At 65.9% G+C, this 25,545-nt stretch carries 26 protein-coding genes and 1 tRNA gene; 14 read left to right on the top strand and 13 right to left on the bottom strand.

Annotated features, from left to right (window positions below; genetic code table 11):
• Positions 1 to 89: 89 nt before the first annotated feature.
• Together rpoZ and folK are read right to left on the bottom strand one after the other, a co-directional pair.
• Positions 90 to 449: a DNA-directed RNA polymerase subunit omega gene (gene rpoZ, locus AC0L6G_RS03315; RefSeq protein ID WP_291538123.1), complete on the bottom strand. Its 360-nt coding sequence runs from the start codon at positions 447 to 449 to the stop codon at positions 90 to 92.
• Positions 450 to 550: 101 nt separating this feature from the next.
• The gene (gene folK, locus AC0L6G_RS03310) at positions 551 to 1,126 is read right to left on the bottom strand and encodes a 2-amino-4-hydroxy-6-hydroxymethyldihydropteridine diphosphokinase (RefSeq protein ID WP_473252866.1); all 576 of its coding nucleotides are present in this window, start codon (positions 1,124 to 1,126) and stop codon (positions 551 to 553) included.
• Here folK and AC0L6G_RS03305 point away from each other — a divergent pair.
• Positions 1,125 to 1,661 carry a LabA-like NYN domain-containing protein gene (locus AC0L6G_RS03305; RefSeq protein WP_293824909.1) on the top strand — a complete coding sequence of 179 codons (537 nt, stop codon included), beginning with the start codon at positions 1,125 to 1,127 and terminating at the stop codon, positions 1,659 to 1,661. The two genes, folK and AC0L6G_RS03305, sit on opposite strands and share 2 nt — an antisense overlap.
• Entirely contained in the window at positions 1,658 to 2,296 is a 639-nt protein-coding gene (locus AC0L6G_RS03300) for a uracil-DNA glycosylase (RefSeq protein ID WP_291538128.1), read from the top strand. Before AC0L6G_RS03305 ends, AC0L6G_RS03300 begins: the two co-directional genes overlap by 4 nt.
• 2 nt (positions 2,297 to 2,298) lie before the next feature.
• Here AC0L6G_RS03300 and smpB read toward each other — a convergent pair whose 3' ends face one another.
• Together smpB and dapA are read right to left on the bottom strand one after the other, a co-directional pair.
• Positions 2,299 to 2,772, bottom strand: a complete 474-nt coding sequence (smpB, locus tag AC0L6G_RS03295) for an SsrA-binding protein SmpB (RefSeq protein ID WP_293824908.1) — start codon at positions 2,770 to 2,772, stop codon at positions 2,299 to 2,301.
• Positions 2,772 to 3,656: a 4-hydroxy-tetrahydrodipicolinate synthase gene (dapA, locus tag AC0L6G_RS03290; protein WP_293824907.1), complete on the bottom strand. Its 885-nt coding sequence runs from the start codon at positions 3,654 to 3,656 to the stop codon at positions 2,772 to 2,774. The genes smpB and dapA overlap by 1 nt, the downstream gene beginning before the upstream one ends.
• Before the next feature lie 125 nt (positions 3,657 to 3,781).
• Here dapA and AC0L6G_RS03285 point away from each other — a divergent pair, with 125 nt between their 5' ends.
• Positions 3,782 to 5,842 carry a lytic transglycosylase domain-containing protein gene (locus tag AC0L6G_RS03285; RefSeq protein WP_293824906.1) on the top strand — a complete coding sequence of 687 codons (2,061 nt, stop codon included), beginning with the start codon at positions 3,782 to 3,784 and terminating at the stop codon, positions 5,840 to 5,842.
• A 40-nt stretch (positions 5,843 to 5,882) separates the two neighbouring features.
• On the opposite strand, the gene AC0L6G_RS03280 is transcribed toward AC0L6G_RS03285, so the two are convergent.
• Positions 5,883 to 6,512 carry a TetR/AcrR family transcriptional regulator gene (locus AC0L6G_RS03280; RefSeq protein WP_291538141.1) on the bottom strand — a complete coding sequence of 210 codons (630 nt, stop codon included), beginning with the start codon at positions 6,510 to 6,512 and terminating at the stop codon, positions 5,883 to 5,885.
• Between the two features lie 103 nt (positions 6,513 to 6,615).
• Here AC0L6G_RS03280 and AC0L6G_RS03275 point away from each other — a divergent pair, with 103 nt between their 5' ends.
• The 3 genes from AC0L6G_RS03275 to AC0L6G_RS03265 are packed head-to-tail and all read left to right on the top strand — an operon-like array spanning position 6,616 to position 9,767.
• Positions 6,616 to 8,031 (top strand): glycosyltransferase family 2 protein, encoded by a 1,416-nt coding sequence (locus AC0L6G_RS03275; RefSeq protein ID WP_473252865.1) that lies wholly within the window; start codon positions 6,616 to 6,618, stop codon positions 8,029 to 8,031.
• An 18-nt stretch (positions 8,032 to 8,049) separates the two neighbouring features.
• Positions 8,050 to 8,961, top strand: a complete 912-nt coding sequence (locus tag AC0L6G_RS03270; protein ID WP_293824903.1) for an RsmD family RNA methyltransferase — start codon at positions 8,050 to 8,052, stop codon at positions 8,959 to 8,961.
• Positions 8,958 to 9,767 (top strand): TrmH family RNA methyltransferase, encoded by an 810-nt coding sequence (locus AC0L6G_RS03265; protein WP_473252864.1) that lies wholly within the window; start codon positions 8,958 to 8,960, stop codon positions 9,765 to 9,767. The genes AC0L6G_RS03270 and AC0L6G_RS03265 overlap by 4 nt, the downstream gene beginning before the upstream one ends.
• Here AC0L6G_RS03265 and AC0L6G_RS03260 read toward each other — a convergent pair.
• Both AC0L6G_RS03260 and hrpB read right to left on the bottom strand, forming a co-directional pair.
• Positions 9,764 to 11,041, bottom strand: coding sequence for an MFS transporter (locus tag AC0L6G_RS03260; RefSeq protein WP_293824901.1), 1,278 nt, complete (start codon positions 11,039 to 11,041; stop codon positions 9,764 to 9,766). The genes AC0L6G_RS03265 and AC0L6G_RS03260 overlap by 4 nt on opposite strands.
• Before the next feature lie 59 nt (positions 11,042 to 11,100).
• Positions 11,101 to 13,533, bottom strand: coding sequence for an ATP-dependent helicase HrpB (gene hrpB / locus AC0L6G_RS03255; RefSeq protein ID WP_473252863.1), 2,433 nt, complete (start codon positions 13,531 to 13,533; stop codon positions 11,101 to 11,103).
• A 146-nt stretch (positions 13,534 to 13,679) separates the two neighbouring features.
• Here hrpB and AC0L6G_RS03250 point away from each other — a divergent pair, with 146 nt between their 5' ends.
• Positions 13,680 to 15,254 carry an amino acid permease gene (locus AC0L6G_RS03250; protein WP_291538155.1) on the top strand — a complete coding sequence of 525 codons (1,575 nt, stop codon included), beginning with the start codon at positions 13,680 to 13,682 and terminating at the stop codon, positions 15,252 to 15,254.
• Between the two features lie 37 nt (positions 15,255 to 15,291).
• Here the strand turns inward: AC0L6G_RS03250 and AC0L6G_RS03245 are convergent.
• The 4 genes from AC0L6G_RS03245 to AC0L6G_RS03230 all read right to left on the bottom strand — a co-directional run bounded on the left by AC0L6G_RS03245 (position 15,292) and on the right by AC0L6G_RS03230 (position 16,933).
• Positions 15,292 to 15,376 (bottom strand) — tRNA-Leu (locus tag AC0L6G_RS03245).
• Positions 15,377 to 15,424: 48 nt separating this feature from the next.
• Positions 15,425 to 15,784, bottom strand: a complete 360-nt coding sequence (locus AC0L6G_RS03240) for a hypothetical protein (RefSeq protein WP_291538158.1) — start codon at positions 15,782 to 15,784, stop codon at positions 15,425 to 15,427.
• 74 nt (positions 15,785 to 15,858) lie between these two features.
• Positions 15,859 to 16,374, bottom strand: a complete 516-nt coding sequence (locus AC0L6G_RS03235; protein ID WP_291538161.1) for a Dps family protein — start codon at positions 16,372 to 16,374, stop codon at positions 15,859 to 15,861.
• A gap of 292 nt (positions 16,375 to 16,666) precedes the next feature.
• The gene (locus AC0L6G_RS03230; protein ID WP_473252862.1) at positions 16,667 to 16,933 is read right to left on the bottom strand and encodes a hypothetical protein; all 267 of its coding nucleotides are present in this window, start codon (positions 16,931 to 16,933) and stop codon (positions 16,667 to 16,669) included.
• A gap of 89 nt (positions 16,934 to 17,022) precedes the next feature.
• Here AC0L6G_RS03230 and AC0L6G_RS03225 point away from each other — a divergent pair, with 89 nt between their 5' ends.
• Both AC0L6G_RS03225 and AC0L6G_RS03220 read left to right on the top strand, forming a co-directional pair.
• Positions 17,023 to 17,760: a 3'-5' exonuclease gene (locus AC0L6G_RS03225; RefSeq protein ID WP_473252861.1), complete on the top strand. Its 738-nt coding sequence runs from the start codon at positions 17,023 to 17,025 to the stop codon at positions 17,758 to 17,760.
• 109 nt (positions 17,761 to 17,869) lie between these two features.
• A complete protein-coding gene (locus AC0L6G_RS03220; RefSeq protein ID WP_473252860.1) occupies positions 17,870 to 18,370 on the top strand; it encodes a hypothetical protein in 501 nt (166 codons plus the stop codon).
• A 32-nt stretch (positions 18,371 to 18,402) separates the two neighbouring features.
• Here AC0L6G_RS03220 and AC0L6G_RS03215 read toward each other — a convergent pair whose 3' ends face one another.
• A complete protein-coding gene (locus tag AC0L6G_RS03215) occupies positions 18,403 to 18,975 on the bottom strand; it encodes a recombinase family protein (RefSeq protein WP_473252859.1) in 573 nt (190 codons plus the stop codon).
• Between the two features lie 197 nt (positions 18,976 to 19,172).
• The gene (locus AC0L6G_RS03210) at positions 19,173 to 19,406 is read right to left on the bottom strand and encodes a hypothetical protein (RefSeq protein ID WP_473252858.1); all 234 of its coding nucleotides are present in this window, start codon (positions 19,404 to 19,406) and stop codon (positions 19,173 to 19,175) included.
• Positions 19,407 to 19,997: 591 nt separating this feature from the next.
• Between AC0L6G_RS03210 and AC0L6G_RS03205 the strand changes: the two genes are divergently transcribed.
• The 5 genes from AC0L6G_RS03205 (at position 19,998) to AC0L6G_RS03185 (ending at position 25,533) form a co-directional block, all read left to right on the top strand.
• Entirely contained in the window at positions 19,998 to 21,377 is a 1,380-nt protein-coding gene (locus AC0L6G_RS03205) for a hypothetical protein (protein WP_473252857.1), read from the top strand.
• Positions 21,377 to 21,649 (top strand): hypothetical protein, encoded by a 273-nt coding sequence (locus AC0L6G_RS03200; RefSeq protein ID WP_473252856.1) that lies wholly within the window; start codon positions 21,377 to 21,379, stop codon positions 21,647 to 21,649. Before AC0L6G_RS03205 ends, AC0L6G_RS03200 begins: the two co-directional genes overlap by 1 nt.
• 668 nt (positions 21,650 to 22,317) lie before the next feature.
• On the top strand, positions 22,318 to 22,692 hold the full coding sequence (locus tag AC0L6G_RS03195; protein ID WP_473252855.1) for a hypothetical protein: 375 nt from the start codon (positions 22,318 to 22,320) through the stop codon (positions 22,690 to 22,692).
• Positions 22,685 to 23,677, top strand: a complete 993-nt coding sequence (locus AC0L6G_RS03190) for a hypothetical protein (protein ID WP_248121351.1) — start codon at positions 22,685 to 22,687, stop codon at positions 23,675 to 23,677. Before AC0L6G_RS03195 ends, AC0L6G_RS03190 begins: the two co-directional genes overlap by 8 nt.
• An 11-nt stretch (positions 23,678 to 23,688) precedes the next feature.
• Positions 23,689 to 25,533 carry a flagellin N-terminal helical domain-containing protein gene (locus AC0L6G_RS03185; protein WP_248121349.1) on the top strand — a complete coding sequence of 615 codons (1,845 nt, stop codon included), beginning with the start codon at positions 23,689 to 23,691 and terminating at the stop codon, positions 25,531 to 25,533.
• Positions 25,534 to 25,545: the final 12 nt, after the last annotated feature.

The following is a 25,545-nucleotide window of genomic DNA, read 5'->3' as shown; positions in this document are numbered from 1 at the left end:
GGGGTCGTTTTTGTTTGCAGCTTGGGGCGCCGGCGGAACCGTCTCGGTCCGCGCCGGCAGGATAGTGACGCCAGGGGCTCCTTCGGGCGTCAGTACCGCTCCTCCTGACCGCCGTCACGGTCGCTTTGCAGCGCGCGGATCAGTTCGGCCTCGGCCATGTTCATGTGCTGCGGTTCAGCCAGCAGGGCGACCGTTTCCGCCTCGTCCTCGGCTTCCGTGCGCTCGTCGACGCGCTGCAGCGTGGTGATGATGGTCTCGCGCAGTTCATCCGGGGCGACGGTGTCTTCGGCGATCTCGCGCAAGGCGACGACCGGATTCTTGTCGTTGTCGCGGTCGATCGTCAGGGCGGCGCCGTTGGCGATGCTGCGGGCGCGGTGGCCGGCCATCAGCACCAGGCCAAAGCGGTTCGGAACCTTCTCGATGCAGTCTTCGACGGTGACGCGGGCCATGAAATTCCTCGAACGCGGGGGAGAACCGCGTCAAATACAGATGGGGACTGTGTTTTGCAACGCCACAGGGGCGAAAGTGCGGCGCACTCGGCCTGCCCGCATCACTGCGCAGGCCGCGCGTCCGGCCTGATCGACGCCGACGCCGCCAGCTCCTGGGCCGTCCGCCCCCCCGTCGGATGCCTCCAATCCGGCGCGATCTCGGCCAGCGGCCCCATGACGAAGCGGCGTTCGGCCGCGCGGGGATGCGGCAGGATCAACCCCTCGAGATCGCCGCTCGACCGGCCGTAGGCGATCAGATCCAGGTCGAGGGTGCGCGGGGCGTTGCGAACCGAGCGCCGGCGCCCGAAGGCGTCCTCGATCCGGCCCAGCGCCGCCATCAGGGCGTGCGGCTCGTGATCGGTCCGCACAATCACGACCCCGTTCAGGAACGGCGGATCGGACGGGTCCGGCCAGGCCAGCGACGACCACCAGCCGGATCGGGCGACCACGTCGATCCCTTCACTTCGAAATCGCGCCAGCGCGGCCTCCAGCGCCTCTCGGCAAGACGTCCATGCCCCCTTGTCATTGCACCCCAGCGCAACGATGACTGCCTGTTCCAGGTCCAGCGTCTCTTCGATTCCCACGTCGACGCACGCCGGAACGTCATTTTCTTCATTCCTTTTGTCGGCTTCGTCCATGTTTCATTCCACCGACCGTCTGGCGATCTTCATCGACGGGTCAAACCTCTATTCCGCCGCCCGCGCGCTTCAGCACGACATGGACTTTCGACGGATGCTGGACTGGTTCCGCGAGAAATCCGTCCTGACCCGCGCCTACTATTACACGGCCATCGTCGAGGGCGAAGAGTTCTCGCCTGTGAAGCCCCTGGTCGACTGGCTGGACTACAACGGCTTTTCGGTCGTGACCAAGCCGGTGAAGCGGTTCACGGACGGCGCCGGCCACAGCCGGATCAAGGGAAACATGGACATAGAGATCGCGGTCGACATGCTGGAACTGGCCCCGCACATCGACCATGCGGTCCTGTTCTCGGGCGATGGGGACTTCCGCCGCCTGGTCCAGGCGATCCAGGCGAAGGGCGTGCGGGTCACGGTGATCTCGACCCAGAAAACCCAGCCCCCGCACATCGCCGACGAACTGCGCCGCCAGGCCGACAGCTTCCTGGACCTGAACGACCTGATGGCCGACTTCGGCCGCCCGAAGGCCGCGCAATGAGCCTGACGCCCGAACCGCCCCGCGACTGCCCCCTGTGCCCGCGCCTGGTCGAGTACCGGCGGGAGAACGCGCGCCAGAACCCGGACTGGTGGAACGGGCCGGCCCCCTCGTTCGGCGACCCGAACGCCCGCCTGCTGATCGCGGGCCTGGCGCCGGGCCGAACCGGGGCGAACCGCACGGGCCGCCCCTTCACCGGCGATCACGCCGGCTGGCTGCTTTACGACACCCTCAGGAAGACCGGCTTCGCCCACGGCCATTACGATCCGAACGGCGACGACGACCTGACGCTGACCGATTGCATGATCACAAACGCGGTGCGTTGCGCCCCGCCGGGCAACAAGCCGCTGCCGATCGAGGAGACGACCTGCCGGCCCTTTCTGATCGACCGGCTGAAGCTGCTGCCCAATCTGAAGGTGATCGTGACCCTGGGCGACGTCTCGCGCCGCAATATCCTGAAGGCCTTCGGGCGGCCGGCTTCGGCCATGCCGGCGGGGCACGGCGCCCAGGGCGAGGCGGGCGGCTATGCCATCCTGAACAGCTATCACTGCTCGCGGCTGAACACGAACACCGGCCGCCTGACGCCCGACATGTTCGAGGACATCTTCGCGCGGGTCCGTCGACTGATCGAGGCCTGAACCTACCCCTTGTCGCGCATCAGCCGGGCCTTGTCGCGCTGCCAGTCGCGCTCGGCCGAGGCTTCGCGCTTGTCGTGCAGCTTCTTGCCCTTGGCCAGCGCGATCTCAAGCTTGGCCTTGCCCGCATCGTTCAGATAGAGCTTCAGCGGAATTATGGTCTGGCCGTCGCGCTGGACCGCCCCGATCAGCCGGTCGATCTGCTTTCTGTGCAGCAGCAGCTTACGCGGGCGGCGCGGCTCGTGGTTGAAGCGATAGGCCTGTTTGTAGGGCGGGATGTCGGCGTTGATCAGCACGATCTCGCGCCCCTCCACCGCCGCATAGCTTTCGGCGATGTTGGCCCGGCCGTCGCGCAGCGCCTTGATCTCGGTGCCCAGCAGCTGGATTCCGGCCTCGACATTGTCTTCCAGGAAATAGTCGAAGCGCGCGCGGCGGTTCTCGGCGATCACCTTAGACTTGGATTGAGGTCGCGGCGCCATCAGCCGACGCCCGCGTCCGCCATGGCGCGGTCGATCAGCGGCTTGACCGCGTCCGACGTCGGCGACAGCGGCAGACGCGCCTCCTCGCTGCACAGGCCCAGCTTGGCCAGGGCGTATTTGGTCGGCGCCGGGGAATTGTCGAGGAACAGCGCCTTGCACAGGCCGATCAGCCGGTTCTGCCAGTCCCGGGCCGCAGCATAGTCGCCCGCCGCCGCCGCATTGTGCAGGGCGACCATGGCTTCGGGCGCCACATTGGACGCCACCGAGATCAGCCCCGCCCCGCCGCAGGCGTGATAGCCCAGATAGCTCGAATCATCGCCCGAGATCAGGTCGAACTGGCCGCCGATATTGGCGCGCATCCAGCTTACGCGGCCCATGTCGCCCGTGGCGTCCTTGACGCCGACGATGTTCGGATGCGCCGCCAGCCGCGCCACCGTCTCATTGGCCAGATCGGCCCCGGTTCGCGCCGGCACGTTGTAGAGCAGGATCGGCAGCTGGACGGCGTCGGCGACGGCTTCGAAATGCGCCGCCATGCCCGCCTGGGAGGGCCGGATGTAATAGGGGGTGACGATCAGCGCCCCGTCCGCGCCCACCGTCTTGGCGTGCCGGGTCAGGTCGATGGCTTCCTTGGTGTAGGGCGACCCCGTGCCGGCGATGACGCTCACGCGCCCGGCCACGAGCCGCACGCACAGTTCGATGACATGCTTGTGCTCGTCCAGGTCCATGCTGGCGCCCTCGCCCGTCGTGCCCATCGGCACGACGCCGTGAACGCCTGCGGCGATCTGACGCTCAAGCAGTTTGGCGAATGCGGCTTCGTCCACGTTTCCGTCACGAAGTGGTGTGATCAGGGCGGTGATCACGCCCTTGAACAAGGGGGCGTTCATGAGACTAAGCTGGCCTGCGTGGGGAGCGACGATGGACGGATGTTCATCGCCTTTGCAATGAGCGCGGGACGTTAGGTCGCCAGCGGCTCCGCCGCAACCAGGATTGAATGGGAACAGGACAGATCATGATCGTGACCAGTCTGGCGGCGGCCCTCGCCGTCCTTGCGCCGAACCCGCAGGACGCCCTGCCTACCCAGCCTGTTCCCTATGCCGCCGCCACATCGTCCGTGCCCGGTTATTCGCCGACCTATCAGGCGCGCGTGCTGAACGATCAGGACACGGCGCTGTTTCGCCAGGGCCTGGCCGCCGCCCGCGCGCGGGACGTCTTCGGCGCCCAGTCCGCCATCGCCCAGATCCGGGACGCCTCGGCGCGCAAGCTGGTCGAATGGGCGCTGATCGACACGTCCGGCGAACAATTGCCCTATGCCGACCTGGCGCGCGGTCAGACCGACCTGGCCGGCTGGCCGCGCGGCGAATCGCGACGCGCGGCGGCTGAAAAGGTTCTGGACCGTTCGGGCCAAGGGCCGGATGCGGCCCTGTCGCTTATCTCCGACGGTCAGCCGACCACGATCGAGGGCGTCATCGCCTATGCCTCCGCGCTGGAACAACGCGGCCGCCAGGATCAGGCCCGCACGCTCGTCCGCGACTGGTGGCGCACCCGCGTGTTCGACGAGGCGCCGCAGTCTCGCATCCTGTCCCGCTGGGGCGGCTGGCTGACGCAGGCCGATCACGAGGCGCGGCTGAACGTGCTGCTGCTCGGCCCCCATGGTCCGGCGACGCGCGGCATGATCAATCTGGTCTCGCCCGAGCGGGCGGCGATCGCCAACGCCGTCATGACGCTGCGTTCGGCCTACAGTCCCGACGCCGTCGTCGCCGCCATGACGCCGGCCCAGGCCGCCGATCCGGCCGTGGCGCTGGAGCGCGTACGCATCCTGCGCTCCCAGAACCGCCAGGCGGAAGGCTTCCCCCTTCTCGCCAGCCTGCCGCCGGCGCCCGCTCATACGACCGGCGACAACACCCTGTGGACCGAGCGGCGCAACTATTATCTGGACGCCCTGCAACAAGGGAACTGGCGCGCCGCATACGAGGCGATGAACGGTCATGGCTTCGCCTCGGGCGACCGGATGGTGGACGCGGAGTTCTTCGCCGGTTGGGTCGCCCTGACCAAGCTGAACCAGCCCGAGGTCGCCGCCCGCCATTTCGAGGCGCTGCGCACCGCCTCTTCCACCCCCATCACCCAGGGCCGCGCCTACTACTGGCTGGGTCGGGCCGCCGAGGCGCGCGGCGAACGCGACGCCGCCCTCGCCTATTATCGCAACGGCGCCCAGCACTGGCAGACCTTCTATGGCCAGCTCGCCGCCGAAAAGGCGGGCATGACCACGCTTCAGCTGCCGGGCGAACCCGTGCCGTCGCCATCGGACATCGCCCGTTTCGAAGCCAATGAAATGGTCCGCGCCGCCCGCATTCTGGGCGAGACCGGCGAAATGAGCCTGTTGCGGGTCTTCGCCTATCAGTTGGACAACGACCTGCCGACGATCAACGACCTGGCCCTGCTGATGGACCTGGCGCGCGGCTATGGCGAAGGCTTCACCGCGATGATGGTCGGGCGCGCCGCCAGCCAGCGCGGCTTCGTCATGCCCGAGCGGATGTATCCGGTGCGCGTCCCGCCCCAGGTCCCCGGCGCGGCGCCCCTGGAGTTCACCCAGGCCATCACCCGCCAGGAATCCAGCTTCGATCCCCGCGCCCGCTCCGGCGCCGACGCGCGCGGCATGATGCAGTTCCTGCCTGCGACCGCGGCGGGCGTGGCGCGTCGCCTCGGCATGGGCTTTTCGGCCGAACAGCTGTGGGACCCGGACTACAACATGACGCTGGGCAGCTACCATCTCGGCGAGCTGATGGCGGCCAACAACGGCTCGATGCTGCTGGCCACGGTAGGCTACAACGCCGGCCCGGCGCGGCCGAACCAGTGGATCGCGCGCTGCGGCGACCCCCGCGGCGACGCCGTCAAGGCCATCGACTTCATCGAATGCGCGCCCTTCACCGAGACGCGCAACTACATGATGCGGGTGATGGAGAACATGGCGGTCTACAAGGCGCGGCTGAACGGCGGCGTGGCGCCCTTGACCCCTTCAGCCGACATCTCCCGCGGCGCCGCCGCCGGTCCCCGTCCCTACGCCGCCTACTGACGCAAGGTGTTCGCCGGGCGCGGACGACCGGCGCAGCCCGTCAGGCGCGCGTCAGCCCCGCGAACAGGGCGTCCAGCGTCATGTCGACCAAGGCCTGACGCTCCGCCCACGGAAAATAGGGCTTGGTGATCATCAACGACACGACGCCGTGCGCGGCAGCCCATATGGCCTGGGCGATGGCGCGCGGCTCACCCTGCATCCGCCCGACCGCCACCGCGTCGCCCACCGTCGCCTCCAGCGCCCCGAACAGGCTGGCGCCCAGTTCCTGCGCCATGTCCTCCGCGCCCTCGCGCGCCTCGACCGGCCGGGTCAGATATATCAGGCGATAGGCGTTGGGATTGGCGAAGCCGAAGTCGATATAGCCCTCGATCATCCGCCGCAGCCGCAGTTCCGGCGGGCTGTCCTCGTCGGCCACCGCCGCATTGGCGGCGATCAGCCGGCCGAAGGCGTCGCGGCAGATTTCCTGAAGGATCGCGCCCTTGTCCGGGAAATGCATGTAGAGCGCCGTCGACGACAGGCCGACCTCGTCCGCGATCTTGCGGATGGTGGCCCCTTCATAGCCATGCTCGACGAAGATTCGTTCGGCCGCGGCCAGGATTTCGCCGCGCCGCGAATGGCCCTCGCCCTTGGGCTTGCGGGTCGTGCGCGAGGATGTCGAGGCGTCGGACAAACGGCTGCTCCAGATCGGGCGTCCTGAATAGCGACAATCCGTCCACGGCGCCAATCGGCTTGCCGAGCAGGATCGTTTGCCATAGCGATTGCAGGTTGCAGGCTTGGGGCTGGCGGTGGCGAAAGGCTGGACGCATCCGGGGGTCGCGCCGCGCAGCAGCGGAGCGTGGCGACGTGCGCCCAGCGGATTTCAGGTCCTGGCCTGGACCATGATCGTCGGCGGCTACGCCTTCGCGGTCGTCCGGTGGCCCGGCGCGGCCTTCCTGACGGGATTGGTCATGGTTCAGGCGGCCTTCGTCGTGTCCGCCCTGTGGAAGGCGGTGATCGTCCTCGCCAGCATGGGACGACCCAGGCCCGCGCCCCGCCCCATCGAATGGCCTCGCTACACCATACTGGCGGCCCTGCATGACGAGGCGGCCGTGGCGCCGGAACTGATCGCCAATCTGGCGCGCATCGACTATCCGGCCCATCGCCTCGAAGCCTTCATCGTGCTGGAGGCGCACGACGCGGCGACCCTTGCGGCGGTTCAGGCCGCGCCGAAGCCGTCGTGGCTGAAGACGCTGATCGTGCCGCCCGGCCAGCCGCTGACCAAGCCCCGCGCCCTGAACCACGCCCTGGCCCAGGCGCGCGGCGATCTGATCACCATCTATGACGCGGAGGACCGGCCCCATCCGCAGCAGTTGCGCCAGGCCGCCGCCCGCTTCGTCGCCCAACCCCGACTGGGATGCCTGCAGGCGCCGCTGCGCATCCGTCCTTCCAGCCGGACCGGTTCGACCTTTCTGGATCGCCAGTTCGCCTTCGAATACGCCGCCCTGTTCGAAGTGACCCTGCCCGGCATGGCCCGGCTGGGCCTGCCCTTTCCGCTTGGCGGCACCAGCAACCACATCCGCATGACGGCCCTGCGCGCCGCCGGCGGCTGGGATGCCCATAATGTCACGGAGGACGCGGACCTGGGCTTCCGGCTGTGGTCGATGGGCTGGAAGCTGGACGTCATCGACCGCCCGACGTGGGAGACGCCGCCTGGCGGTCTGGACCGCTGGCTGCCCCAGCGCACCCGCTGGCTGAAAGGCTATATGCAGACCTGGGGCGTCCACACTCGTCGTCCGCGCCGGCTGGGCCGTCGCGGGCTGCTGTCGCTGATCATGACCCTGGGGACGGCGATCCTGGCGGCGAGCGCCCATGCCCCGGCCCTGGCCTGGCTGGCCTCGGCGGTTCTGGCGGGGCTGCACGCCGGGATCGCGCCCGCGACGCCGCTGGCCTCGATGGCCGTCCTGGCGACAGGCGTCATCGCGGCCTGGATTGGCTGCGCCGTCGGGGCGCGGCGCGCCGGGCTGACCTACAGGCTAGGCGACATGCTGGCGGCCCCTGCCTATTGGTCCCTGCTCAGCCTGGCCTTCGTCCACGCCGCCTGGCGGCTGATCGTCGAGCCCCATGTCTGGGACAAGACCCCTCATGACGGCGAGGCGCAACCGCTGGAACTGGTCGTGATCGCTGACGACGCTGGACGTGAGGCCGCCTGAGCGCCTATCAGCCCGGCGATGGCGCCCGTTCTCTCCAAGACCCCCGAAACCCTCGTGACCTGCGGCTGGTCGGACTACGCCCTGCTCGATTCCGGCGACGGCAGGAAGCTGGAACGCTATGGCCGCTACACCGTGGTCCGGCCCGAGCCGCAGTGCTTCTGGTCGCCGCGCGATCCGGCCGCCTTCGAGGCCGCCAACGCCGTCTTCGACCCCCAGCAGGAAGAAGAGGATTCCGGCCGCTGGCGGTTCGACGAGCATGGCCCCATCGACGCCTTCCCCTTGAAATGGCGCGACGTGAAATTCACGGGCCGCTTCACCCCCTTCCGTCACCTGGCCTTCTTTCCCGAACAGGCCGCCAACTGGGAATGGCTGGACGGCCGGGTGCGCGCCTTCGCGCCATCGGCCGGCCGCGCACCCAAGATCCTGAACCTGTTCGGCTATACCGGCGTGGCCAGCCTGACCTGCGCCGCCGCCGGGGCCGAAGTCACCCACGTCGACGCCTCCAAGAAGTCGGTCGCCTACGCACGGGAGAACGCCGAGCAATCGGGTCTGGCCGACCGTCCGATCCGCTGGATCGTCGAGGATGCGCGCAAATACGTCGCGCGAGAGGTGCGTCGCGGCTCCCGCTACGACGGCGTGATCCTGGACCCGCCCAAATACGGCCGGGGCCCGACCGGGGAGGTCTGGCGCCTGTTCGAGGACATGCCCGGCCTCCTCAAGGACTGCGCCGCCCTGCTGGCCCACGACGCCGACTTCCTGCTGCTGAACGCCTATGCGGCGCGCGTTTCCGGCCTGTCTCTGGCCTTTCTGATGGCCGAGGCGGCCAAGGATCGCTGCGGCCGCATCGACTGGGGCGAACTGGCCCTGTCCGAGGACGGGGCGGACGCCCGCGCCATCGGCCTGTCCTTCTTCGCCCGGTGGTCGCGATGAGCGACCGCGCCGAATACCGCGTCATCACCTCGCTGACGAACGACACCGTCAAGGCCGTGCGCGCGCTGCACATGCGCAAGGAACGAGACCAGACCGGAACCTTCCTGGCCGAAGGGCTGAAGTTCATCGGCGAAGCGCTGAACCAGGGCCGCGCGCCTCGGATGCTGCTGGTCGGCGAGGACGCCCGCCCCCATTCCCTGCTGGATCGCGCCAAGGCGGAAACGCGCAAGGCGGGCGGCGACATCGTCGTCGTCACCCACGCCATCCTGGAAAAGATCAGCCGCCGCGACAATCCGCAGACTGTGCTGGGCGTGTTCGATCAGGCCTACGCCCCGCTGGAAAGCCTCATTCCCACCTCCGCCCCCTGCTGGGTCGCGCTGGAGCAGGTGCGCGATCCGGGCAATCTGGGCGCCATCATCCGCACCGCCGATGCGGCCGGCTGCGGCGGGGTGATCCTGATCGGCGACTGCGTCGATCCTTATTCGGTCGAGGCCGTGCGCGCCACGATGGGTTCGGTTTTCGCCGTCTCGATCACCAAGACCACGGCGGAGGCCTTCGTCGCCTGGCGCCGCTCCTGGCCCGGCAGCGTCGTCGGCACGCGCCTCGACGCCACGGTCAGCCACCGCTCCGCCGTGATGCAGAAGCCGGTTCTGGTCCTGATGGGCAATGAACAGGCCGGCCTGACCAACCAGTTGGCGGCCGTCTGCGACGTCAACGTCAAAATTCCCATGCGCGGCCGCGCCGACAGCCTGAACCTGGCCATAGCGACTGGCGTCATGGTCTATGCCGCCACGGACGACGTCTAGCGCTTTTCTTCCGGCGCCACCCGCCCCATGCCCCACAGGGCGGCGATGGTGATCAGGGCCGAGATCGTCAGATAGCCGCCGACCGCCGCCGGCCCGAACCGCTCGGCCAGCTTCAGCGCGATATAGGGCGCCAGCGACGCCCCCAAGATGCCGGCCAGGTTGAAGGCCATCGACGCGCCGGTATAGCGCACGGCCGTCGGGAAGGGCCGCGCCATCGCCGCGCCGATGGGGCCATAGGTGCAGCCCATCAGAGCGAACCCCAGCGCGAAAAACACCATCAGCCCGGTCAGCCCGCCCCCGAACAGCGGCGCGAACAGGGCGCCGAACACGCCGATCCCGACCGAGGAGGCGATCAGCACCCGCACCTGCCCGTACCGGTCCGCCAGCAGCGCCGTCACCGGAATGAAAGCGGCGAAGAACAGCACCCCGATCAGCTGGATCGGCAGGACGTCGGCGCGCGCCAGCCCCATGCCCGTCGTCGCCCAGCCCAGGGCGAAAACCGTCATCAGATAGAAGAGGGTGAAGGTCGTCACCCCGCTGAACGTGCCCAGCGCCAGCGCCGCCTTGTGGCGCGCGAACAGGGTCACGGCCGGCGCCCTGACCCGTTCGTCGCGGTCCACGGCCTTCTGGAACTCGGGCGTCTCGGTGATCTTCAGCCGCACCCAAAGGCCGACGAACACCAGGATCGCGCTGGCCAGGAACGGAATGCGCCAGCCCCAGCCCTGGAACGCCGCTTCGCTCAGGGTCGAGGTCAAGATGATGAAGGCGGCGGTGGACAGGACGAAGCCTATGGGCGCGCCCAGCTGCGGGAACATGCCGAACCAGGCCTTCTTCCCGGGCGGCGCGTTCTCGGTCGCCAGCAGCACCGCCCCGCCCCATTCGCCGCCCAGGCCCAGTCCCTGGCCGAACCGGCAAAGGGCCAGCAGCAGCGGCGCCAACAGGCCCACCTGCTGGTGCGTCGGCAACAGGCCGATGGCCACGGTCGACAGGCCCATGGTCATCAGGGCCGCCACCAGCGTCGCCTTGCGCCCCACCCGGTCCCCGAAATGGCCGAAAGCCAAGGCGCCGATGGGCCGGGCGAAGAAGGCGATGGAAAAGGTGGCGAACGACGACAGCAGCGCCGTGCCGGAATCCTCGCCCGGAAAGAACAGCGTCGGAAACACCAGCACCGCCGCCGTGGCGTAGATGTAGAAGTCGAAGAATTCGATGGTCGTGCCGATCAGGCTGGCGAACAGCACGCGGCCGGTGGAGTTCTTCGGCAGGACTTCGGACATGGTTTCAGGCTCCCAGCAGCCGTTGCGATGCCCGTTAGCCGGGGGCGCCGTCAAGCGGATCAGGTTCCTCGCGGCTTCGCCCGGTTCGTGGCCTGGGCCTCGGCCGGGTTTTCCGGCCAGGGATGGCGCGGATAGCGCCCGCGCATCTCGGCCCGGACCGCCGCCCACGACCCGGCCCAGAATCGCGGCAGGTCCTTCGTCACCTGCACCGGCCTGCGCGCCGGCGACAGTAGGGCCAGGGTCAGGGGCGCGCCGTTCGCCACCGTCGGGTGGGTCGTGACGCCGAACAACTCCTGCACCCGAATATCCACGCGCGGCCCGCCCTCGGCCGCATAGTCGATGGCCGCCGATCCCAGGGGCGTCACCAGCCGGGTCGGCGCCAGTTCGTCCAACCGTCGCTGCAGATCCCAGGGGATCAAGCCGCGCAGGGCCTCCGCCAGCCGTCCGTCCCCGATCCCGCTCAGCGACTTCGCCCCGTCCAGCAATGGCCAGAGCCAGGCCTCGCGCGCAGCCAGCAAGGCCTCGTCCGACACGGACGGCCAGACGGGATCGCGGTCGTGAAGGAAGGCCAGCCGCGCCCTCAGTCCCGACGCCTGTTCGCCCCATGTCAGCGCGCCCAGCCCTTCGGCCTCCACCTCGGCCCGCAGGGCTGCGGTCAGCGTCTTCGCATCCGGCGCGCCGACGACCTTTTCGTCCAGCACGATGGCTCCGATCCGGCGCGAGCGCCGAATCACCGAACGGCCGGACGGCTTGCGCGCCAGCCGATCCTCGACCGTGATCATCCGCGCCAGGTCGCCATCCACCGCGCCGGCGTCCAGGCTGGCGGCCAGCCGCACCCGGTCGCGCGCGTCCCCGCCGCCCAGGTCCGCCACCGCCAGCCAGGGCGCGCGCGCCAGATGGTCGGACGCGTCCACCGCCGCCCCCCGCCCGCTGGCCAGCAGGAACTCGCCCGCCTTGCCCCGCGCCCTGGCGATCCTTTCGGGAAAGGCCTCGGCCAGCAACAGGCCCGGATCGACGCTTTCGCCAGAGCCGCCGCCCGCCGCCCTGGCCCAGCGGTCCGCCAGCTTCATCGCATCGCGCGCGCGGGGCGAGCGATCCCGCCCAAGCCCGTTCAGGCGATCGGCCAGATCGACGCCCGATCCGCCCAGCCCCGGCTCGCTCAGGACCGCAGCGATCCGCGCGCCGAGCAAGGCGTCGCCCCGGTCGGAGGCGACCGCGACCATATGCGCTAGTCTCGGCGACAGGGGAATTCCCGCCAGCCGCACCCCATGCCTGGACAGGCCGCCGTCCGCCTCCAGCGCCCCCAGCCGCACCAGCACCTTGCGCGCCTCGGCCATCGCCCCGGCCGGCGGCGGGTCCAGCAGGGCCAGACCCTCGGCCGACCGCGCGCCCCACCGCGCCAGGTCCAGCGCCAGCCCGGTTAGGTCGGCCTCCTGGATTTCCGGTCGCTGGTGCGGAACCAGGCCCCGCGTCTGCGCCTCGTCCCACAGGCGATAGCAGACGCCCGGCTCCGTCCGCCCCGCCCGCCCGCGCCGCTGTTCGGCGGACGAACGGCTGACCCTGACGGTCGCCAGCCGCGTCAGGCCGCTGGACGGTTCGAATCGCGGCACGCGAGACAGACCGCCGTCGATCACCACCCGCACCCCTTCGATGGTCAGGCTGGTTTCCGCGACCGAGGTGGCCAGCACCAGCTTGCGCCTCCCCGGCGCGGCCGGTTCGATGGCGCGATCCTGTTCGGCCCGGTCCAGCCCGCCGTACAGGGGCGCGACATCCACATTCGCCAATCTCAGCTGCTCGGCGACCAGTCGGGCGACGCGGTGGATTTCCCCCTGTCCCGGCAGGAAGGCGAGGACCGACCCCGCCTCTTCGCCCAGAGCGGTCAGGCAGGCGCGCGCCATCGCCTCTTCGAACCGCTCGGCCGGATTGCGCCCCAGATAGCGGGTCTCGACCGGGAAGGCCCGCCCTTGCGCCTCTATGACCGGCGCCGGGTCGAGCAGGCGGGACACGCCGACCACGTCCAGCGTCGCCGACATGACCAGCAGTCGCAGATCGTCGCGCAGCAGTCCTTGCGTCTCGCGCGCCAGGGCCAGACCCAGATCGGCGTCCAGGCTGCGTTCGTGGAACTCGTCGAACAGCACCGCCCCCACGCCCTCCAGCCCCGGATCGTCCAGGATCATGCGCGTGAAGACGCCTTCCGTGATCACCTCGATGCGGGTGCCCGGACCGATCCGGCTCTGCAGCCGCGTACGATAGCCGACGGCTCCGCCCGCCGTCTGGCCCAGCATCGCCGCCATCCGGTCCGCCGCCGCCCGCGCCGCCAGCCGGCGCGGCTCCAGCACCAGCACCTTGCCGTCGCCCAGCCACGGCTGATCCAGCAGGGCCAGGGGGACGACCGTCGTCTTGCCCGCACCGGGCGGCGCCGCCAGCACGGCCGTGTTCCCCTGGCTCAGGGCGGCCTTCAGCGGCTCAAGAACAGCGTGTATCGGCAGCATGACCGGCCTGTAGCCGACTGCGGGGCGATCACGAAAGCGTCGTCTGGTCTTTGCTGCGCCGTCATGCGCGTTGCGCGCCGCGTCATCCGCCGCTAGCGTCCGGCCAAACCCAGCCGAGGGCGGGTTGTAACGTGGGGGTACTATCTATGTGGCGCGTTAAGTCGCTCGACGCGATTCTTGCCACGGCCGAGAAGAAGTCGCTTCATCGGTCGCTTGGTCCTGTTCAACTGACGCTTCTGGGCATAGGCGCCATCATCGGCACCGGCATCTTCGTTCTTACGGCCTCCGCCGCCCAGAAGGCCGGCCCTGGCATGATGATCAGCTTCGTCATCGCGGGCGCCGTCTGCGCCGTGGCCGCGCTGTGTTATTCCGAACTGGCGGCCATGGCCCCCGTATCGGGCTCGGCCTACACCTACACCTATGCGGTGATGGGCGAGTTGCTGGCCTGGACGGTCGGCTGGGCGCTGATCCTGGAGTACGCCGTCGCCGCCTCGGCCGTGTCGGTGGGCTGGTCCGGCTATGTGTTGGGGCTGATAGAACAGGGGCTTGGTTTCGACTTCCCCGACCTCCTGTCCGCCGGACCGACCTGGTCGATGAACGGCTTCATCCCGACGCCCGATTTCTCGGCCGGCGTCGTCAACATTCCCGCCATCGTGGTCGCCCTGCTGGTGACGGCGCTGCTGATGGTCGGCACGACGGAATCGGCGCGCGTCAACGCCGTGCTGGTGGCGATCAAGGTCGTGGCCCTGACGGTCTTCATCATCATCACCTTGCCCGCGATCAAGTCCGCCAACCTTTCGCCCTTCGCTCCCAATGGACTGTTCGGCCAGTATTCGGGCATGGGCGTCGTCGGCGCGGCCGCCTCGATCTTCTTCGCCTATGTCGGGTTCGACGCCGTCTCGACCGCCGCCGAAGAAACCAAGAACCCGCAGCGCAACGTGCCCATCGGCCTGATCGGCTCCCTGGCCATCTGCACCGTCTTCTATCTGCTGGTCGCCCTGGGCGCCGCCGGCGCCATCGGCGCGCAGCCGGTCCTGGGCGCCGCCGGCGAAGCGGTCCAGCCGGGCTCGCCGGCCTTCGTCGCCGCCTGCGCCCTGCCCGCAAACGCCGATCGCCTTGTCTGCTCCAACGAGGCCCTAGCCCATGTGCTGCGCGTCGTCGGCCATCCGCAGATCGGCAACGCCCTGGGCACCGCCGCCCTGCTGGCCCTGCCCTCGGTCATCCTGATGATGATCTATGGCCAGACCCGCATCTTCTTCGTCATGGCGCGCGACGGCCTGCTGCCGGAAGGCCTGACCAAGATCCACTCCAAGTGGAAGACGCCCTATATCGTGACCCTGGCGACGGGCATCGCGGTGGCCATCGCCGGCGCCCTGTTCCCCGTCGGTCAGCTAGCCGACATCTCCAACTCCGGCACCCTGTTCGCCTTCTTCATGGTGTCGATCGCGGTGTTGGTGCTGCGGGTGAAGGATCCGAACCGCAAACGGCCTTTCCGCACCCCGCTGATCTGGGTTTTCGCGCCGCTGTCGGCCTTCGGCTGCGCCTTCCTGTTCTGGAACCTGCCGCATGACGCCAAGATGGTGCTGCCGATCTGGGGCGGCGTCGGCCTGGTGATCTACTTCCTGTACGGCTACCGCAAGAGCCACCTCGGCCGTGGCCGGGTCGAGGTTCACGAGACCGACGCCGACGCGCCGCCGCCGCCGGTTCCGCCGATCAGCTAAGAAGAAAGGCCCCGGATCGCTCCGGGGCCTTTTTGCTTGGTGCGGATGAGAGGACTCGAACCTCCACGCCTCGCGGCGCTGGAACCTAAATCCAGTGCGTCTACCAGTTCCGCCACATCCGCGTCGGGCAGGCCGTCGCCTCTAGAGGCTGGCGGCGGCCAGGGCAAGGGTCAACGACGTCCCGCCACCAGTTCGTTGCGGATCGTGCGGCCCAGCGGATCGCGCGCCCGCCATGTCTCGCCCACCTCGACCTGGACCATCCGACTGCAGAAGCGCGGCAGGATTTGGCGAGGGCTGAAGCCGCTCAGGCAAATCCGCCCGTCCTCGGCCGTCCAGCGCGCGCTCAGCCGCCGACCGTCGGAAAACTGCGACGTGTATCGGCCGTCCGGCTCGAAGAAATGCTTCACCCACTGGCCGTTGGGATAATGGGACACGATGGTGTTGCCGAAGGCGTTGGACATGTCCGCGCTGGCGGGCCACGCCGCGGCCATCGTCGCGGCCAGGCCGGCGATCAGGAACCCCTTGTTCATTCATCCCTCTTGCGCCGCCTCGGCATCGACTATCGACGATACATAAGCCGGCGCAAGCGGGACGGTTCCGCGCCTCAGCCGTTTCCGCGACGACCCGTTTCGAACAGGAACCAGACGCGCTTCTCTGTCTCGTCGATCCAGTTCTCGAGCAGGCTGGCGGTGGCGACGTCATTGTGCTCGTCGCACAGGTCGTGGACTTCGCGCATCCGATTGATCAGGTCGTGATTGTCGTCGCGAAGCTCGGCCAGCATGTCCAGCGGATCGACATAATCGGCGTCATTGTCCAGCACGCGCGATTCCCGGGCGATCTGTCCGATGGAGCGCAGGGTCGCCCCGCCGATCTTGCGCGCCCGTTCGGCCATTGGATCGGTCATGGCCAGGATTTCGGCCGACTGCTCGTCCAGCAGCAGGTGATAGTCGCGGAAATGCGGCCCCGACACGTGCCAGTGGAAATTCTTGGTCTTGATGTACAGGGCGAAAGTGTCCGCCAGCAGGGTCGTCAGCGCGGCGGAAATGCCCCGCGTCGCCTCTTCCGACAGACTGGTGGGCGTCCTCAGCGGCGCCAGGCGCTTTTCACGGGCAGTGACCATGGTCGTTCTCCTCAGCAACGGTCCGCCGTCAAGCTAAGCGCGCCCACGCACAAGCGAAAGCCCTGGCCGCGATCAATAATGCTGACTCAATACGGCTCGATCGCACGGCCCGGACGGGCGGCGGTGGCTGGGGAACTAGGATTTCCGGCACCCCGCCCTTTTCCCAATCAAATCAACGTCGAAACTCGGTGTTGTGAGACTGTTTTGGACCGACTTTGTATCGGGTGATTTGGACCGTGGGGTCAACAGCGTCATGCCCATGTCTTCGCGACGATGGGTGCCCTGATTGCGATCACGGACGCTTCGGAAATGGGATCACTTTTCTCTGTGTGAAGGACTCAATCCCCTCATCGGCGATAACGGTTCTGAATGCAGCCAAAGCCTCTTCGTCACTTTTGAACTGCTCGTCCCAAACGGTCGATCCGCCTTCGTGATCGACGACTTCCAACGCCCACATTGGGTGGCCCTCAAGACGGTAGATTTCAACCTCCACCGCAAGGCCATGTTTCGTCACTCTGCCCGACAGGCCAGAACGAACAATGTTTGGGTCTCGATCCACGGGCATCTCCTGTCACCGACCTATGCGATCTATTTTTGGATGACAAATTACGATCTTGCGAGACAATGGAGACTTCGCCGGGAGGTCATTTGAGCCAGCACACCATCGTCTTCGATCTCGAAACCGTCCCTTGCACGGAGACCCTCGCCCGCCTCCACGGTCGCGAAGCACTTACTGACGATGAGGCCGTCGAAATCCTCGGCGAAAAGTTTCCGAAGCTTCCGCTCCACAAGGTCGCTGTTCTCGCTGCGCTGATCGCAGAGCGGATCGACGGCGTTTGGCGCGTCCAGTCGCTGGGTGCCCCCCACATTGGCGAGCGGAGTGAGGTCGATCTGATCTCGGCATTCGCAGCCCGCGTGGACAGCCTCCGACCGACGCTGGTGACCTTCAACGGCAATGGGTTCGACATGCCGGTTCTACGCTACAGGGCGATGGTCAACGGCATCGCCGCACCGGGCCTGACCTCTCGGCCCTACTTCAAGCGATACGACCAAGCGCACATCGATCTGTGCGACGAACTGGCCAGCTTCCAGTTCAATGCGAAAGCCTCTCTCGACGACCTGTGCAAGATGATGCGTTTGCCGGGTAAGCCGGAGGGGATCGACGGCTCGAAGGTCTGGGAGCACGTTCGAGCCGGTCGCATCCAAGAGTGCGCCAACTACGGGGAGACCGATGTTGTGAACACCTACCGGGTGTGGCTGCGCTACGAACTTTTCCGAGGCGCAATAACGGAGGAGCAGATGGTTGGAAGCGAGGCCGATCTGACCGCATTCATCAGGGCGCGGCTGGCCGAGCGACCACATCTCGCGTTCCTCGTCACGGAATAGTCTAGGATTGTTGCCGCTGCATCCACCGGGGAACCTTCCCGAGGGCATAGGTGACAAGCTCGGCCCAAGACCCTTAAAACCCGAACGGGTTTGGGGGTTGAGGGCGACAATGTTCAGAAATCTTGCGCTGGCAACAGCTTTCGCCGTCGTGGCGTCGTGCTCGGCTCAATCGGAGACGCCGACGTGCGCTGATCTTGAAAGGGACGTCACCGCGACAAAATCAGAAGCTGATCTTCTGGAAGCCGAGATTGATACTCTGAAATCCGTTGCTGCTGGTGGTCTAGGCGGCGGTTGTGATGAACAATGTCAGTTCGAGTCGTCGGATTGTGTGGGCCAGTCCGACTTCTCCGACTGTATGATTTCAGCCATGGATGGCTCGACTAGCCGCTTCGATGCGGAGATGGTTGGTTTTCTCGGTGATGAATGGCGACGGCCCGACCATGATAGCGACGAGGCGCGTCATTCTTGGGAGGTATCTCGGGAAGAAGCATTCCGTGGATACGAAAGATCGCGCCAAGGGCTTCTCTCGGAGGCGCTCTTCAGACACGCTGATGCACTTGGTCGGCATCTTGATGCAGTGAAAGAAGGGCGTTGCAGCGCTCTTACCTAGAGATAAGGTCTGCCTGATCTGGGATCGTCACGTCAGACTAGTCCGAGAGCGCCTCGCCCACCGGGCATTGTTCGATATAAGGTGCTCGGCGCCACCCCCACCTGACGGGCGATCTCCGACATCGAAAGCTGATCGTCGGCCATCAGCGCCTTAGCGATTTTAAGCTTGGTCTCGTCCATAGCCTTGGGGCGGCCACCGAGACGACCACGGGCAATCGCGGCCTTCCGCCCGGCTTCACAGGCGAGACGTTTCTGTTCGACTTCATACTGTCCGAGCGCTGCCAAGGTGTGGACCGCAAGCCGACCGCTGGGGGTGGTGCTGTCGATGGCCTCGCTCAATGACTTCAGCCCGATATCGCGGCGGGTGAACTGATCGACGAGATCGAGGATTTGGCGGACATCACGGGCGAGACGGTCGAGCCGCAGGACAACCACGGTATCTCCGGGCCGGGCGAAGTCGAGAAGCTCGGTTAGCTGCGGCCGATCACTGCGCGTGCCGGAAGCGGTCTCGACGAAGATGCGCTCGCACCCCGCCTTCTCCAGAGCGTCGATCTGCGACTCATGATTTTGCCCGCGAGCCGAGCACCTCGAATATCCGATCAGCATCCGTGTCCGAAAACCCCTGAAAGCCCCGCGTTGTCGGAGATAGATTTCAGGATACGGTATTCGGAGAGTCTGTCACCCATATCTGATGACTATCGAGAGGCTTCCAGACCCACTGATCGACATCTGTCAGAAGTATACCTTTTAGGATCGCGTTTTTACGCGAAGTCTGCGGCCAGTGGCGGGGGCCGCCGGGTCGTTCAAGGATCGGCCCGACCGTCCAGCGGCACCACGAACATCCGGCTGTATCCGTGGTGACCGTCGCTCGTCGGAAAGACCACAAAGTCCTCGCCAGAATGATCTACGGCCTCCCGCACGAGATCGCTGAACTCGTTCAGACGGTCGGGCTTGCCGACCAGAGAGAAGCCGTCGTTCTCGGCCTTCACATCGTGAGCCGTGGAGCCTCGGATCAATTTGTCCAGCAGCCTTCCCATGTGGGAAGGAGAACACCGGTCTTTCCGGCGGTCAAGCTGGGAGATTTGCATCCCGTCACGGGCGCACCCTCCGGCCGCTTCGCGACCGTCAATAGTGCTGGGCTTTCGAGCCGACGAGATGTGAACTGCACTGGCCAAGCAGCGACATTGCACCCGGTTGAAGAAGGCATGTGGTGCCGACGCCGGATGGCGTCGCCAGCAACTTCGAGATCGGCGGAAGGGGCCGATCTCTTCGTTGCACTGCTTTCGCTTTGGCGTTGGAGGAGCCGGGTTTCTCGACCCCATCCAGTTCACTCCGGCGCGACTCGGCTTCGATAGGCCGAGCGGCTCGCCGGGAGGCCGTGATCGAAGGCGTGGAGCCGTCGCGTGTAGCGCGGCGCAAGTCTCGGTAGGCGAGGATCAAACAACGCCCCAGCGCGTCACGCCAATCCTCTAAAGTCTATTAGACGAATGACGTGACGGGGAGCGCTCGTGACGAGCGGGTTTAAAACTTACAGTCACGAAGTTTATAGGCAGAACGATTAACCGCGTGATAAATACTGATTGTGTCGCACGCATAGGGGCTGCGATTACGAACAACGTCAAATCATCATGCAGACTATTTACTACAGCGGCGCAGCTTGTGGTGCAGGAAAGACCAAATGGGCCGTTAAGCACATGGGCCGAACGCCCGGCCGCTACATCTACGCGGTGGACCGCACAGAGGAATTCTCTGTCCGCCAGAGCCTGATCATCAACAATGGCATCCAGTCGGGCGCTTCGGTGACGGTTCGCTCCCTGTCCAGCGAGGCTGGCAACGTCGTCTCCCGCGACTTCCCGCTGATGATTGAGCGTTGCAGCGACGAAGAGCACATCGTCCTGATCATCACCCATGAGGCGATGAAGAGGGTGGATCACTCGGTCGTCGAGGGTCGGGGTTGGACGATCATCATCGACGAAGACCCCAAGGTCTGGACATCGGGGTCGTTCGATCTCGGGGCTTCCACCCCGTTCTGGGAAGCAACCTACAATCTGGAGCCTTTCGCCAAAGGCTACTCCAAACTCCTTCCGAAGGCCGACGCACCTTCCTCCCGTGCGCTTGCTGCCGACGACCTCACTCGCCCCGTCGCAGCGCTGCACAACCGGGTTCAGCGGGGGGGAGCCGTGATCAATTTGGAAGCTTGGGAAGAACTCCAGCACCGCCAAAGGCTGACCTACTTCAGCATCTGGGATGTCACCGAGTTGGCCGTCTACGACCGGGCTGTCATCCTCGCTAACAGCTTCACCAGCCTCATCACCTATCGGCTCTGCACGACGCTTCATCCCGGCGTGATCTGGAAGCCGATTTCCCTCGGTCAGAACACTGTCTGGCAGGGTCGTGATCTGACGATCAATTACGTCGCGGAAGACCATAGCGCCGGTTCGACATTCTTCGAGAAGTCCGAGGCTGGCCAACGAGCCGTTCAGGCATGGTGCGCTTGGGTTCGAACGAACGTCACCGCCGGGCAGCACTATTGGGCGGCGAACAAGAAGCGAGGTGACCTGAAGCTGCCGGGCGAGCAGGTCTCCCCGAAGATCGCCGGGTCCAACAAATATCGGCTGTTGACCGAATGCTCGGTCCTCTACAGCGCCAAGGCCAGCGATGCGGAGAACAAGGTGTTCGCCGCCATGACCTGCGGGCTGCTCGACCACGAGGCCGTGCGCCGAGATCGTGAGTATGAAGACCTGATCCAGATCGTGTTCCGGTCCTCGCTCCGCATGCCCGACGATGTGCGCCCGGTGACGGTGACTGTCTATGACAAGGAACAGGCGACCTTCCTCGCCGACTACTTCAAGGCGGCCGGGTTCCCGTTTCGCACATCGTTGGAGTTCATCGACCTCGGGCTGACCCACACGAAGGCCAAACCCGGCCCGAAGCCTGATCCGCTGAAGCCGCCAAAGAGTGCCGCTCAACGTGCGGCTGATTACCGTGCACGAAAGGCAGCAGCGTGATGACTCAGGACGAGATTAACGGGATGTTGGCCGCAGCGCTGGACGATGCCCAGAAGCGCCTCGACGTGCAGGAGAAGTGCATCGAGATGTTGGTGGATCAGATCGAGGACATGGCCCACCAGATGACCGGCGTGTTGGAAGAAGCAAGAGTTGCTCGCCTCCACTACGCGGAGCAGCGGCGGCGACTTGGGATGACCATCGACGTTTCGGCCGGAAGTTTGCTCGGCGGGGCATTTGGGCTGGCCAATGAGCCGCCCGACCCGCACCACTGACGAGCGGAACTCTCAAGATCGGCAAATCGGCCTCTGTCGGTTGAAGCGATTCCAAATCAACGCAGCCCCGCTCTCCACCATGGCGCAGTTTATCTCGACGCCTGACGTGTTGTGGCAGATCGCGGTCAACCCGTTCGTAGCTCTGCCCGATCCGAATGCAGGTGATCCTATTTCCGGCCAGCCGTGTCAGGGCAGCGGTGCTCGTCGCGGCCGAGGCTGTAGGGCACGGATGTCCCGGCGAACAGGAGTTGTCAGTTTCTCTGGCGGCAATGGCGTGAAGCCGAACGCGCGTTCCGTCCCGGCAACGGAGAGTGTCGCCGTCGTTCACATAGGCGACGTCACATGCGAAGTCGTAGGAAGGCACTCCGGCTTGGGCTGATGTCAAAGCGGCCGACCGAGGCCACAAAATCGTCCCGGCGAATGCTGCCATGGCCACTACCACGACCGTCGCGACAAACTTCGCATTCGAGCGCTTGGTCGATGCTCTCGCCCGCCGCTTTGGCCAGCGGCGGTAGCTCACAGCTTTAGGCGCCTTCTTCATCCGGTGATCATGGCCGCGTTCTGGCAAACGACAGCCTAACATCTAGCTGGGTTATGGTTCGTCGGCGTTTTGGTTGACGGACTCAGCTTCCATGAGACTCTGAAACCTCCACAAAATAGGAGGTTGAATGGCGCCGCTGGAAGCCCCGCTGCGATGTGTTGCTGTCCGCGTCCTGATGGATGACGCGGGCGAAATCGATGGACTCGAACTCGAAGCTTTCCTGAATGACGTGGCCGGTCCCCACCAGTGGCTCTCGACGACCGAATGGCTGTTTGTAGAGCCGCCGGTGGAGGCTGGCGGGAAACTGACCGTTCCGGTCGTGATGCCGGAAGCCGTCGCTGTAAAGGCAGTCCTGCACGATCTCACGAAAGAGGCGAAACGCATCCTTTTTGACCATGCCACCACGCCGGGCGAGACGCGGAAATGGCGCTGGGTCGCCTTCCAGACCGCACCGAACGCTCAAGGCCAAGGCCGCTTCCCTTGGGAATGCACGCATGCGTGAGGGCGGGCTGCTCGGGTGGGCCACGGCTGCGCTTGTGAGGTTGGATGACGAAGTTCCGGGTATCATCGCCCGAACTTTGACGGCGGCGCCCCCGCGTCGTCAGGCGATCTTCGCTTCGCTGGCGGCGCGAGAAGAAAAGGCTGATTTTAACAAGGCCCACGAAGATCTCTTCCCGTCGTCGTTCGCCGAGGTTGTTCGCCATAGGCGCGCGAACGACATTCTGCGCCATAGCTTCGGCGACGTGCCGGATGGTCTCCCCGGTCTCTTGACGCAGATCGGTGAACGGCCGTTGCCTCGGGCCAAAGATTATCTCACCCTCCACGACTTCCTCACCGGCGACGATATGCGCGGCGCCGAGGCCCTACGCGCCTCCGGCCAGATTACCTGCCGGAAGCTGGAGGTGTTGCTCGCGCTCGATCCGCGCTGGCGCCATGCCCACACACTCGACCGCATTGACTCTGGCGCCGAGGCCATGACGTTCAACAAGGCTGTGGCCTTTATCCAGTCCGTAAACTCGAAGGCATCTGACGAGGTGGTAGCGGAAGCTATCGCCCGCATGGGGCCGACCTCCTCTTTGCCCCGACTTCTCGATCGGCTGCTGCGCCGGGCCGACCGGTTGCCGCCTCACCCTGTGCCCGAGGGCGACAACGAACTCCGGCCGCTCGCTTCCATGCGTGACTTGCTGGAAGCTGGACGGAAATACCGGAACTGCCTCGCTCACCGTCTGGCCGACGTCGCCGCCGGAAAAATCGCCATCGGCGGGTTTCGCGGCGAATGCCTTGTGGAGTTCCGACCTATGACTCGGGGAGCGGGATGGCTGCTGCGCGATGTCCACATCGAGCGAAATCGCCCTGTTCCGCTTGCGCTGTTCTCGGAGGTGGAGGCGAAGTGCGACTTCCTCGGCATTCATCGAATCGACGAAGCGGGCGGTGGCGACGGCTGGAAGAACTATCGCCGGTTCACCGGCGAACTGGAGTGGGGCTGATCGGCCACAAGGTGAACTTCACTTCCGCTGGTTCGGCTGGCATGGTGCTTGCGATCATGTCGTCGTCGATACACACCAACCGCTCGGCTCTTCAGGCTCTCCAAGCTGTGAATGCTTCCGGACGCGATCTCGCCACCGCGCAGAACCGAGTCTCTACGGGCCTCAAGGTTTCTGGTGCGAAGGACAACGGAGCCGTTTTCGCTATCGCTTCCGCCATGCGAGCCGATGTCGGCGGCTGGGGCGTGGTGGCGACGGGTTTGAACAGGGTCCAAACCATCACGGACGTTGCCCTGATGGGCGCCGAACGGATCGGCGAGCTTCTGATCGAACTTCAGCAACACGCCGTCTCCCTGAACGATTCCCTTTCGGGGACATCGCGGCAAGCGATCATCAATGACATGACCGCCATGATCGACGAGATCGATAGGATCGCGCGATCCACAGAGTTCGACGGGATCAACCTGCTGACCGGCAGACCGACCATCACAACCACGTCCAGCGTGGCCTATGGTCTGCCGAAGACAACCTTGCCCCAGCCCGCCTTTCCTCGCATGGCGGCCCTTCCGCCCGGCTCGTTTTCGTCCACGGGCGCCAGTGTCGCTTATTCACTGCCGTCCTCTGCCCTAACGCCATCCTCATTTGATACGGCGGTCGCATCTATCTCCGGCACCAGCAGCCAGACGGTCGTGGTGGACGCTGGTCTAACCGCTGGACGGGTTAGTCTCCTGTTAGATGCCTATAGCGCGCCTGATGTCGTTGAGATTTGGCAGAATGGCGTGCGCGTCGCCGCTGCGGGTCAGCCCTATGTGGCTGCTGGCGCCGCTGTGGGCGCCGGATCGGCAGTGACGGGGCCGAACGTTATCAGTTTCGACTACGACCCTGCCAACGGTCAGAACATCGAGTTTCGCTTCAACGAAAACATCGCGACGACCGGGACGGCTTGGACGGTGGGAGGATTAATCCTTCAAGACCCTGCCGATCCAGTCCCCACGGCCATCGCGACCTACACACCGACCGGCAGCCTACAATCGACGGCAGCCTTTGATCCGCCGCTTCCATTCGCCAACCCCGAACAGGCCGCCGTCGCATTGGATGAGCAGCCGCAGGGTGTGGCGGGCACTTACAGCTTCGCCGGAACTGCTGTGGCTGGGCGCATAGACATCGTGTTCGACGCCTTCGACCTACCCGATGCCATGGAAGTTTGGCAGGGCGGTTCTCGCGTCGCAGCGTCAGGACAGAGCTATGTGCCGGGCGGCGCTCCAGTGGGACCGCCGGTAGGCGTGACCGGCCAGAACATACTGTCCTTTGACTACGATCCGGCCAAAGGCGCGCTGGACTTCCGCTTCAATCAGGGCGCAGCCAACGCCGATAGCGCATGGGTCGTTGGGGCCATGTCGCTATCTCCTGTCGGCTCACCATTGGCCACGGCGACGGCCTCAACCTCATCCCTCCAAGTGGCTGGCTTTGGCCCATTCCACCTCGATGTTCCCACCTCGCCGTCCGGGCAGACGATGCGCGTGTCGTCGCGTGATCTGACGGCTACGGGACTCGGTTTGGACCCGATGGATTTTGCGGATGCGACGACTGTGCTGGACCGCGTGAAGGGCGCGCTCAACAGAGCGACAGACTCGTCCTCCTACTTTGGCACACGCAATAAAGCTCTAGGTCGCTCTGCGCTCTATGCGGTGAAATCCGGCGACGCCCTTGAAGTCGGAATCGGCAACCTTGTTGATGCCGACCTCGGCAAGGAATCGGCCAAACTTCAGGCAGCGCAGATCAGGCAGCAGTTGGCGACGCAGACGCTCTCCATAGCCAACCAGCACCCCCAATGGCTTCTGGCCTTGTTCAAGGGTTAGGCTGGCATAGGA

Source organism: Brevundimonas sp. D3-1P (assembly GCF_055809335.1).
The sequence above is the reverse complement of the archived record's forward strand: the minus strand, read 5'-3'. Positions and strand labels throughout refer to the sequence as shown.

Excerpts from the sequence above, each read along its gene's own strand:
- rpoZ (WP_291538123.1), bottom strand. The coding sequence starts at position 449 with ATGGCCCGCGTCACCGTCGAAGACTGCATCGAGAAGGTTCCGAACCGC.
- AC0L6G_RS03305 (WP_293824909.1), top strand. The coding sequence starts at position 1,125 with ATGTTTCATTCCACCGACCGTCTGGCGATCTTCATCGACGGGTCAAAC.
- folK (WP_473252866.1), bottom strand. The coding sequence starts at position 1,126 with ATGGACGAAGCCGACAAAAGGAATGAAGAAAATGACGTTCCGGCGTGC.
- AC0L6G_RS03300 (WP_291538128.1), top strand. The coding sequence starts at position 1,658 with ATGAGCCTGACGCCCGAACCGCCCCGCGACTGCCCCCTGTGCCCGCGC.
- smpB (WP_293824908.1), bottom strand. The coding sequence starts at position 2,772 with ATGGCGCCGCGACCTCAATCCAAGTCTAAGGTGATCGCCGAGAACCGC.
- dapA (WP_293824907.1), bottom strand. The coding sequence starts at position 3,656 with ATGAACGCCCCCTTGTTCAAGGGCGTGATCACCGCCCTGATCACACCA.
- AC0L6G_RS03285 (WP_293824906.1), top strand. The coding sequence starts at position 3,782 with ATGATCGTGACCAGTCTGGCGGCGGCCCTCGCCGTCCTTGCGCCGAAC.
- AC0L6G_RS03270 (WP_293824903.1), top strand. The coding sequence starts at position 8,050 with ATGGCGCCCGTTCTCTCCAAGACCCCCGAAACCCTCGTGACCTGCGGC.
- AC0L6G_RS03265 (WP_473252864.1), top strand. The coding sequence starts at position 8,958 with ATGAGCGACCGCGCCGAATACCGCGTCATCACCTCGCTGACGAACGAC.
- AC0L6G_RS03260 (WP_293824901.1), bottom strand. The coding sequence starts at position 11,041 with ATGTCCGAAGTCCTGCCGAAGAACTCCACCGGCCGCGTGCTGTTCGCC.
- hrpB (WP_473252863.1), bottom strand. The coding sequence starts at position 13,533 with ATGCTGCCGATACACGCTGTTCTTGAGCCGCTGAAGGCCGCCCTGAGC.
- AC0L6G_RS03250 (WP_291538155.1), top strand. The coding sequence starts at position 13,680 with ATGTGGCGCGTTAAGTCGCTCGACGCGATTCTTGCCACGGCCGAGAAG.
- AC0L6G_RS03240 (WP_291538158.1), bottom strand. The coding sequence starts at position 15,784 with ATGAACAAGGGGTTCCTGATCGCCGGCCTGGCCGCGACGATGGCCGCG.
- AC0L6G_RS03235 (WP_291538161.1), bottom strand. The coding sequence starts at position 16,374 with ATGGTCACTGCCCGTGAAAAGCGCCTGGCGCCGCTGAGGACGCCCACC.
- AC0L6G_RS03220 (WP_473252860.1), top strand. The coding sequence starts at position 17,870 with ATGTTCAGAAATCTTGCGCTGGCAACAGCTTTCGCCGTCGTGGCGTCG.
- AC0L6G_RS03215 (WP_473252859.1), bottom strand. The coding sequence starts at position 18,975 with ATGCTGATCGGATATTCGAGGTGCTCGGCTCGCGGGCAAAATCATGAG.
- AC0L6G_RS03210 (WP_473252858.1), bottom strand. The coding sequence starts at position 19,406 with ATGGGAAGGCTGCTGGACAAATTGATCCGAGGCTCCACGGCTCACGAT.
- AC0L6G_RS03205 (WP_473252857.1), top strand. The coding sequence starts at position 19,998 with ATGCAGACTATTTACTACAGCGGCGCAGCTTGTGGTGCAGGAAAGACC.
- AC0L6G_RS03200 (WP_473252856.1), top strand. The coding sequence starts at position 21,377 with ATGACTCAGGACGAGATTAACGGGATGTTGGCCGCAGCGCTGGACGAT.
- AC0L6G_RS03195 (WP_473252855.1), top strand. The coding sequence starts at position 22,318 with ATGGCGCCGCTGGAAGCCCCGCTGCGATGTGTTGCTGTCCGCGTCCTG.
- AC0L6G_RS03190 (WP_248121351.1), top strand. The coding sequence starts at position 22,685 with ATGCGTGAGGGCGGGCTGCTCGGGTGGGCCACGGCTGCGCTTGTGAGG.